2 protein-coding genes are annotated in these 633 nt (G+C 49.4%); both read right to left on the bottom strand.

Annotated features, from left to right (window positions below; translation table 11 throughout):
• Positions 1–267, bottom strand: a 267-nt coding sequence (locus tag ACS8FD_RS21850; protein WP_439277415.1) for a radical SAM protein, incomplete at its 3' end; no start/stop codon positions are given.
• Complete coding sequence (pqqD, locus tag ACS8FD_RS21845) at positions 264–542, bottom strand: pyrroloquinoline quinone biosynthesis peptide chaperone PqqD (RefSeq protein WP_439277416.1); 279 nt, start codon at positions 540–542, stop codon at positions 264–266. The genes ACS8FD_RS21850 and pqqD, both read right to left, overlap by 4 nt.
• Positions 543–633: the final 91 nt, after the last annotated feature.

Genomic DNA, 633 nt, shown 5'->3' with positions numbered 1-633 from the left:
GATAAGGTTAGTATAAAATCCCTTGTCATGCGCATAAGCGACCAGCTCTTCTAAATCCTTACGAACGAGCGGCTCACCGCCAGAAAACCCCAGCTGCACCGCGCCCATCTGCCGCGCTTGATCAAACACGTCATACCATTCATCCGTGGTCAGCTCCTCTTGATACTGCGCATAATCCAGCGGGTTGGAGCAATACGGACATTGCAAGGGGCAGCGGTAGGTCAGCTCAGCGAGCAGCCACAGCGGTAGCCCAACGTCATGGGTCATAATAAATCAATCCAATGTTCACGCTGCGCGACCAGCATGTATTCGACAATGTCTTGTTTGATTTCAGGCACATTGCCAAACATAGCGCTCACCTTTTCGATAATATCACTGACGGACGCCTGACCATCGATTTGTTGACCGATGATGCTCGCACTCTCATTGAGCTTAATCATACCCTCAGGGTAGAGCAGCACATAAGCGTCTTGTGCCGGTTCAAACTGCAAGCGGTAGCCATGACGCCATGTCGGCACAAGCGATAACTCAAGATCGGGCATTAAGTTAGAAGTACTCATTTAAACAATCCTCTATGCCATACCTTATCTGTAGTCACACTCTGATAAGGCGCTTGATCATGGACATACGCTA

Source organism: Psychrobacter sp. 1U2 (assembly GCF_051847575.1).
The sequence above is the reverse complement of the archived record's forward strand: the minus strand, read 5'-3'. Positions and strand labels throughout refer to the sequence as shown.

Coding starts and splice junctions, on each gene's coding strand:
- pqqD (WP_439277416.1), bottom strand. CDS start 542: ATGCCCGATCTTGAGTTATCGCTTGTGCCGACATGGCGTCATGGCTAC.